The organism is Sodalis sp. (in: enterobacteria), assembly GCF_051710625.1.
Classification (GTDB): Bacteria; Pseudomonadota; Gammaproteobacteria; order Enterobacterales; family Enterobacteriaceae; genus JBPESN01.
In genome coordinates this window covers 1-2,061 of the sequence record NZ_JBPESN010000121.1, presented here as the reverse complement: position 1 = coordinate 2,061, position 2,061 = coordinate 1, and the positions used below count along the sequence as shown (strand labels likewise).

General features: G+C 48.7%; 2 protein-coding genes and 2 pseudogenes. 1 reads left to right on the top strand and 3 read right to left on the bottom strand.

Features of this window, described 5'->3' with window-relative positions; translation table 11 throughout:
* Positions 1 to 180 (top strand): annotated as a pseudogene (locus ACTBDU_RS16370) (IS3 family transposase); the annotation flags it as partial.
* 7 nt (positions 181 to 187) lie between these two features.
* Here ACTBDU_RS16370 and ACTBDU_RS16365 read toward each other — a convergent pair.
* From ACTBDU_RS16365 to ACTBDU_RS16355, 3 genes and pseudogenes are all read right to left on the bottom strand, one after another.
* Positions 188 to 998 (bottom strand): annotated as a pseudogene (locus ACTBDU_RS16365) (IS3 family transposase).
* Positions 999 to 1,040: 42 nt separating this feature from the next.
* On the bottom strand, positions 1,041 to 1,352 hold the full coding sequence (locus tag ACTBDU_RS16360; RefSeq protein WP_438807210.1) for a hypothetical protein: 312 nt from the start codon (positions 1,350 to 1,352) through the stop codon (positions 1,041 to 1,043).
* Positions 1,353 to 1,374: 22 nt separating this feature from the next.
* Positions 1,375 to 1,812, bottom strand: coding sequence for a hypothetical protein (locus ACTBDU_RS16355; RefSeq protein WP_438807209.1), 438 nt, complete (start codon positions 1,810 to 1,812; stop codon positions 1,375 to 1,377).
* Positions 1,813 to 2,061 lie beyond the last annotated feature (249 nt).

Below are 2,061 nucleotides of genomic sequence, written 5' to 3'. Positions count from 1 at the left end.
CAAGAAGAAGGTACAACGCATTGAAATGGAAAACGAAATATTAAAAAAGGCTACAGCGCTCTTGATGTCAGACTCCCTGAACAGTTCTCGTTAATCGGGAAACTCAGAGCGCATTATCCTGTGGCCATACTCTGCCACGTGTTCAGGGTTCATCGCAGCAGTTACAAATACTGGAAAAGTGTAGTGGTCAACTAATACTGGCCACCACATTAGACTGTATGTAGAAAAGTCGCTCAGATTCGTTTGGAGTTAAGCCGCCGTTACACCAGTGAGGCCGGATAGCGCTGTAATACCCCGTGATGTAGCGGATAATCGCGTCCTGGGCTTCGCTGAAGCTGTCGTAACCCTTTGTCGGCACCCATTTTGTCTTCAGGCTGCGGAAGAACCGCTCCATCGGGCTGTTATCCCAGCAGTTACCCCGCCGACTCATACTCTGCTTTATCCGGCAGCGCCATAGGGCTTGCCGGTATTGACGGCTGGTATAGTGGCTGCCCTGGTCGCTGTGGAACATGACTCCTGTTGGCTGCCCCCGGAGTTCCCAGGCCATCTGCAACGCTTTAACTGTCAGCGCCGAGTCCGGCGACGTCGACATGGCCCAGCCCACCGGTTTTCGGGCGAACAGGTCCAGCACCACCGCAAGTGTGCCTCAAAAGTTTGGCACAACGCCGTGACCGGGTATCGCGCTCTCAGCCTGTCGATTATCGTGAACCGTTGAGTGAGTCCGACATTAAGAGCGCCGTAACCTTTTTTAGAATTTCGTTTTCCATTTCGAGGCGCTGTATCCGTTTTCTCATTTCCCTAAGTTCAGTCTGTTCCGGAGTCAGAGGCAGCCCCGGAGGCGTTTTCCCCTGGCGCTCCAGACGTAACGATTTTGCCCAACGGTTGATAGCAGAAAGACTGACGTTCATCGCCTTAGCCGCTTCGCCGGGTGTGTAGTTCTGGTCGAGGACCAGCTTTGCCGCTTCGAGTTTAAATTCAGCAGTAAATGTTTTACTCATTGGTTCACTTGTAAGATTTTGAGGTGAGCATATCACCTCAACTCAGGTGGCCAAATTCAGTGTGCCACTACAAAGCGCATCTTCCGGATTGTCATAATGGAGCGCCGCGGCGATGGCCGTACTGATGCCCGCCACGGGGAGATGGTATAGCTGGACCAGTCTGGCGGCGCCGATCAGATGATCGTCAGAGCCCAGTTTTCTTATCGGGTCATTGGCATGGCGGCGTACATCATCAATGATGGCGTAATCCTGATATTTGCGTTTTGCCTGTTCAGAGAATCGGGTCTGTTCCTCAAGGATACAGTGATGCTTTAAGGACAATGCCTTATTGGTTTCCTGATATACCTGGTCCAAAACGGAAACGATGAATTCATCGTTAGCGGCGTCCGCCAGCGCAAAGCGTTTTTTTCAAATAACCGAGATAGGCAATGGTGGCGTTACCGGTGTTATAGGTAAATATTTTGCACTCAAGAAAACCGGCAAAGTTTTCCTGATTGACGATACCCTGAACCGCCGGCGGTTTGCCCTTGATGTTGTCTATGTCGACCGGCAACTGCCAAAAATCCTGCACCGGTACAATGAGCGGATCGCTTTTCAGCATGTCAGGTGTCGGATCCACGGCGGAACGCATCACGACGGCCTGAGCCACCCCGACAATATGGTCGAAACGTCGTGCATGTTCGGCCGAAAGATGACTGCGGATGCTGTCGGACAATACCTTGGCCGGATCTTTCCAGTTTTCACAGGTAATAATATTGAGGTCGCCCTCCCGCCCGTCGTCATTATAGGGATTTTGCCCTATATAAATCAGCAATCAAAAATAATGGAGGACTTCAGACAGGGAGGCAACAACTACCTCTAGAAGAATGAAGAAAACTTTATCAAATACAAATTTTACAGAATACAAAATTCGTTGAAATATTTTATAACACTGAATAATCATGTAAATAAGAAGAAATAACAATGATATTCAAATAGGTTATAAAATTACTATGGCAGAACAAATAAACTAGATCAGAATTCCGAATGAATTTCTGATCTTATAAACCTTGAACTGATTGGA